Origin of the sequence: Microcystis sp. LE18-22.4A, from assembly GCF_027531105.1 — a bacterium.
Classification (GTDB): domain Bacteria; phylum Cyanobacteriota; class Cyanobacteriia; order Cyanobacteriales; family Microcystaceae; genus Microcystis; species Microcystis aeruginosa.
In genome coordinates this window covers 1-4913 of sequence record NZ_JAPZRB010000477.1, presented here as the reverse complement: position 1 = coordinate 4913, position 4913 = coordinate 1, and the positions used below count along the sequence as shown (strand labels likewise).

4 protein-coding genes are annotated in these 4913 nt (G+C 41.9%); 1 reads left to right on the top strand and 3 read right to left on the bottom strand.

Translation table 11 applies throughout. The features are described 5' to 3' along the window. Nucleotides 1-245: 245 nt before the first annotated feature. On the bottom strand, nt 246-593 hold the full coding sequence (locus O9295_RS20945) for a hypothetical protein (RefSeq protein WP_288035060.1): 348 nt from the start codon (nt 591-593) through the stop codon (nt 246-248). Nucleotides 594-836: 243 nt separating this feature from the next. Between O9295_RS20945 and O9295_RS20940 the strand changes: the two genes are divergently transcribed. After that, nucleotides 837-1469, top strand: coding sequence for a Uma2 family endonuclease (locus tag O9295_RS20940; protein WP_288035058.1), 633 nt, complete (start codon nt 837-839; stop codon nt 1467-1469). A 183-nt stretch (nt 1470-1652) separates the two neighbouring features. Here O9295_RS20940 and ppsA read toward each other — a convergent pair whose 3' ends face one another. Both ppsA and O9295_RS20930 read right to left on the bottom strand, forming a co-directional pair. Next, nucleotides 1653-4094, bottom strand: a complete 2442-nt coding sequence (gene ppsA / locus O9295_RS20935) for a phosphoenolpyruvate synthase (protein ID WP_288035055.1) — start codon at nt 4092-4094, stop codon at nt 1653-1655. Nucleotides 4095-4444: 350 nt separating this feature from the next. Continuing rightward, nucleotides 4445-4699 carry a UPF0175 family protein gene (locus O9295_RS20930; RefSeq protein ID WP_147070550.1) on the bottom strand — a complete coding sequence of 85 codons (255 nt, stop codon included), beginning with the start codon at nt 4697-4699 and terminating at the stop codon, nt 4445-4447. Between the last annotated feature and the right edge of the window lie 214 nt (nt 4700-4913).

Sequence of the window (4913 nt, the reverse complement as noted above, 5' to 3'; positions counted from 1 at the left end):
GCGAAGGTTACATGATATCAGCCAGACTTGGAAACTATCTCATCAAATTAGTCCCCCCATAGAACCCCCTTGAGCCATCTGGCACACTTTTCTCTTTTTGTCAAATTTTATGTTAAGAAAGATGTGACTAATGGATAGCTTGATAAGGGGGGCAGGGGGGATCGAACCCAAAATCCATTTTTAATTTAATTAAAACCAGCTACTTACCATTTTTCAAAAATCAATAGCTTGATTTGCCTCAATCATCAACTGTTGTCGGCGTTTTTTTCTGTTTCATCAGTAACTAAATCAGGATGAATTCTTTTTGCCACCTCTCGATACAGCTTCTTGAGACTATCTGAGGGACGAAAACCCCTAGAAGACTCCAGATAAGCCATATATTCGGTAATCTGTGCCTCGATATGCTCTAATTCCGCATAACGACTACCGATAATCTGAGTGTACTCTCGTTCAAAATTATGTAATTCAGCGTTTAAAGTGGTTAAATCTAGCTCTTTCTGCACTAATTCCGTCTCTAAGTCCGCTAATTCGAGACGTTTGCGCTCTAATTCCTCTTCTTCTGGGCTTTGTCGATAGACTAAACCGCCACTCATCTTCTTGTCCTAATTCCAGTTGATAGTCTTATTATAATTATAGTTCCCAAAATTAGACAAAAATTTTCTAGTAACCAACGAAATTTTTAATCGTTATCATCAAAAAAATTAAATCTTTATTGTCCAATGCACAAGTTATACTATTTGTCAATATTTTTGTACTAATTGCCACATAATACAAATGCTCGCTATAATAGAATTAAGTTGTTGACATTTTCTAGTTTTCACTTTTTACTTAGTCTTATGGTTTCGCGACTAGATAAAACTAACGTCACTAAAATTATCTACCCCGATAGCGATGGTCAACCCCTGGCCGATAATACCCTGCAATTTCGTTGGATTACGACAATTAAAACTAATTTAGACTGGCTATTTCGCCAGCAGTCTGATGTCTTTGTTGCGGGGGATTTACTTTGGTATCCTGTGGAAAATGATAATAAACTGCGTCAAGCACCGGATATCATGGTGGTTTTTGGGAGACCAAAAGGGGAAAGGGGTTCCTATCGACAATGGCTCGAAAATAATATTAGTCCCCAGGTGGTTTTTGAAATCCTCTCTCCGGGTAACACCCTCACGGAAATGGCCAAAAAACAGCTATTTTATCAGCGTTATGGGGTCGAGGAATATTATCTTTATGATCCCCATAAAAACGATGCCAGTGCTTGGATAAGAGGCGAAAATCAGCTAGAAATTCTGGAAACTCTCGATAATTGGGTTAGTCCCCGTTTAGGAATACGTTTTCAGTTAGGAGAACCGGAAATGTCGCTTTTTTATCCCGATGGACAAGCTTTCACTAGCTATAATGAGGAAAAACAACGAGCGGAACGATTAGCCAATAAACTGCGGGAATTAGGCCTTAATCCTGACGAAATCTAAGTTTATCTCTTAATCGCAGTTTAAAGTTAATATTTGTTAAGAGACAAGTAAAAAATAGCCATTGGGCTATAGGTATTTTCAGTATGATAAATTCATACTAAGTCCGTTGAGTGCGGATTTAGTATAATATTGTCAACATACCAAGACAAAAAAAGGTGGGACTTGCCCACCTTTATCACTAAACTATTGTCCTTTCTCCACTGCTGCCACCATCAATAAAGTTTTGAGGACAGAATCAGGATTAAGACTGATGGAATCGATGCCTAATTCCACTAAAAATTGAGCAAATTCGGGATAATCACTGGGAGCTTGACCACAGATACCGATTTTGCGATTATGGGCTTTAGCGGTTTCAATGGCCATTTTCACCATGCGTTTAACTCCCTCATTCCGTTCATCAAAAAGATGGGCAACTAGGGCAGAATCCCGATCTAATCCTAAGGTTAATTGGGTCAAATCATTAGAACCGATCGAAAATCCGTCAAACACCTGAGCAAATTGGTCGGCAAGAATTACATTACTTGGTAACTCACACATCACATAAACTTGCAAACCATCAACCCCGCGTTCGAGACCATTTTTCGCCATTTCTTCAAGGACTCTCATCCCTTCTTCGGGGGTACGACAGAAAGGAATCATCGGAATCACATTAGTTAATCCCATTTCTTCCCGGACCATTTTCAGCGCCCGACATTCCAAAGCGAAAGCCTCGCGATAATTAGGATCAGTATAACGGGAAGCGCCGCGCCAACCGATCATCGGGTTTTCTTCCTTGGGTTCAAAGGGTTTGCCACCCAATAAATTAGCGTATTCATTGGATTTAAAATCGGACATCCGCACAATTACATCTTTGGGGTAGAATGCGGCTGCAATCATGGCAATTCCCCGGGCCAATTTATCGACGAAAAATTGGGGTTTATCCTCGTAGTGTTTGGTTAATTCGGCGATTTGGTCTTTTACGTCTCCTTCTTCCAATTCGTGGAATTTCAGCAAAGCACTGGGGTGGGCCTGAATATGGTTAGCGATAATAAACTCTAGACGGGCTAAACCGACCCCTTGGGCAGGAATATCGGCAAAAGCGAAGGCTTTTTCGGGATTACCGATATTCATGAGGATTTTTGTCCGAGTTTGGGGCAAATTGTCCAGGGGAGTTTCAATAATTTCAAAGGGTAGCAATCCGAGGTAAACTTTCCCTTCATCCCCTTCCGCACAGCAAACGGTGACTTCCTGACCGGTTTTAATCGTTTCCGTGGCATTATTGCAACCCACGATCGCCGGAATGCCCATTTCTCGTGCGATAATAGCGGCATGGCAAGTACGACCACCCTGATTAGTAACGATCGCGCTTGCTTGTTTCATAATCGGTTCCCAGTCGGGATCCGTGCGATTGGTGACGAGAACTTCTCCCGGTTTAAAGTTGTTGATTTTATCTACACTGAGGATGACTCTGGCTTTTCCTTGACCGATTGCTGCACCTACACTTCGTCCCACCGCTAAAACTTGACTTCTTTGCTTAATTTCGTAGGATTTAAGGATATTAGCGGCTTTTTGCGATTGTACGGTTTCTGGACGGGCCTGAACGATAAAGAGTTCTCCCGTGATCCCATCTTTTGCCCATTCGATGTCCATGGGGGTGTAGGTTCCGCGCACTTGCGAGTAATGTTCCTCGATTTGGGTCGTCCAACGGGCTAAAGTGAGGATTTCTTGGTCACTAATGCAGAATTGATCCTGTTCTAGCTTGTTAACTCGGATATTCTTGGTTAGACGCGATCCCCCATCATCGTAGATCATCTTGATGGCTTTACTGCCGAGGCGTTTGTCGAGGATGGGTTTGTAACCGTTTTTAAGAGTGGGTTTAAAAACCAGATATTCGTCGGGGTTAACGGCTCCTTGCACGACATTTTCCCCTAAACCGTAGGCTGCCGTGATTAAAGTGGCATTTTTGAACCCTGTTTCCGTATCGATGGAAAACATCACCCCGGAGGTGGCTAGATCTGAACGCACCATTTTTTGGACACCGACGGAAAGGGCGACGGCAAAGTGATCGAAACCGTTATGATGACGGTAGGAAATAGCGCGATCGGTGAATAAAGAGGCAAAACATTTATGGCAAGCTTCTAAAACTCCCCTTACCCCTTGCACGTTGAGATAGGTTTCCTGTTGTCCGGCAAAACTCGCTTCTGGTAAGTCTTCGGCAGTGGCGCTTGAGCGAACGGCCACATCTATGGAATGATAGAGATCATCGCCATAACGTTCACAGAGTCGGCGATAGGCAATAGCGATCGCATGACTTAAATCATCGGGGAACGGTGTATTGAGAATTAATGTGCGTGCTTGTTTACCTTTTTCTTGCAAGTTTTGGACATCGTTTTCGTCTAAATCTTGGAAAATTTGTCTTAATTGTGCGTCTAGTCCGGCTTTTTCGACAAAGTGACGGTAAGCGTAAGCGGTGGTGGCGAATCCTGTGGGGACATTAATCCCTTTCGGGGTTAATTGTTGGATCATTTCGCCTAATGAGGAGTTTTTCCCACCGACTAATCCCACGTCTTTGCTGTCTACTTCTTCAAACCACAGAATTAATGCTTGTTCTCTAGAGGTTCTCGCAACATCTTGTAGTAGCATCATAAGTATTTTTACCTCTGTACTTTATACTTTCAGTTTAGCGACATACCATCTTCAAAAACCCTTGAGTTTGATATTTATTTACAAAACTATATAATAGCAAACTCAGCTACGATCACCCTATCTCTAAAGGGTTTAATTGTCTAGCTACTTAACACAAAAATTAACAAACTAATCAGGAGTCTCAACAGTAACTTTCCTCAATGATAGCCTTAGTTATCTCAAAATAGTTACAGCAGTTATCTCAATGGTGAGATAGGAAGTTTTCGTTTTGGGGAGTCGGTCGTCAGCAGTCAGGAGTCAATACCAAATTAGGTTATACTTTTTTTTATGAGAAGGGCTGTAATTTAGCTTTAGGCATTTTCAAGGTCTGATAATAGTTCTTCTTCTGTTAAGTCAATCATCCCTACGCCAAAATCGGTCAATCTCAATAAAAAATTAACCCTATCCACTCCTAATAAATTGGCAGCCATACCCGATGAAATACGTTTCATCTCAAAGAGTTTTACTACCATAGCCCAAGTTGCTTCTCTCTCGAATTCCTCGCGGTTTTTTTGAAGAAAGTCGGGTAAATTTTCAGGATAATTTATGGTGAGTTGTAAAGTCATATATCGTGCTATATTTGTCCCATTTTTCTAGGTTGGATTTCACCTAGTTTAGCTCCATCCAACCTAGATTTATTTAGGGTTTGCTGAAAAAGCTTTTCCTGGGGGCAGGGTGTGGGGTGTGGGGTGTGGGGTGTGGGGTTTTACCCATTTTCAGGGGGTCAATTACCTAATTTTCAGGGAAAAAGTACCTGAATTTTCCCCCCAATCACTCCAA

Excerpts from the sequence above, each read along its gene's own strand:
- ppsA (WP_288035055.1), bottom strand. The coding sequence starts at position 4,094 with ATGATGCTACTACAAGATGTTGCGAGAACCTCTAGAGAACAAGCATTA.
- O9295_RS20940 (WP_288035058.1), top strand. The coding sequence starts at position 837 with ATGGTTTCGCGACTAGATAAAACTAACGTCACTAAAATTATCTACCCC.
- O9295_RS20945 (WP_288035060.1), bottom strand. The coding sequence starts at position 593 with ATGAGTGGCGGTTTAGTCTATCGACAAAGCCCAGAAGAAGAGGAATTA.
- O9295_RS20930 (WP_147070550.1), bottom strand. The coding sequence starts at position 4,699 with ATGACTTTACAACTCACCATAAATTATCCTGAAAATTTACCCGACTTT.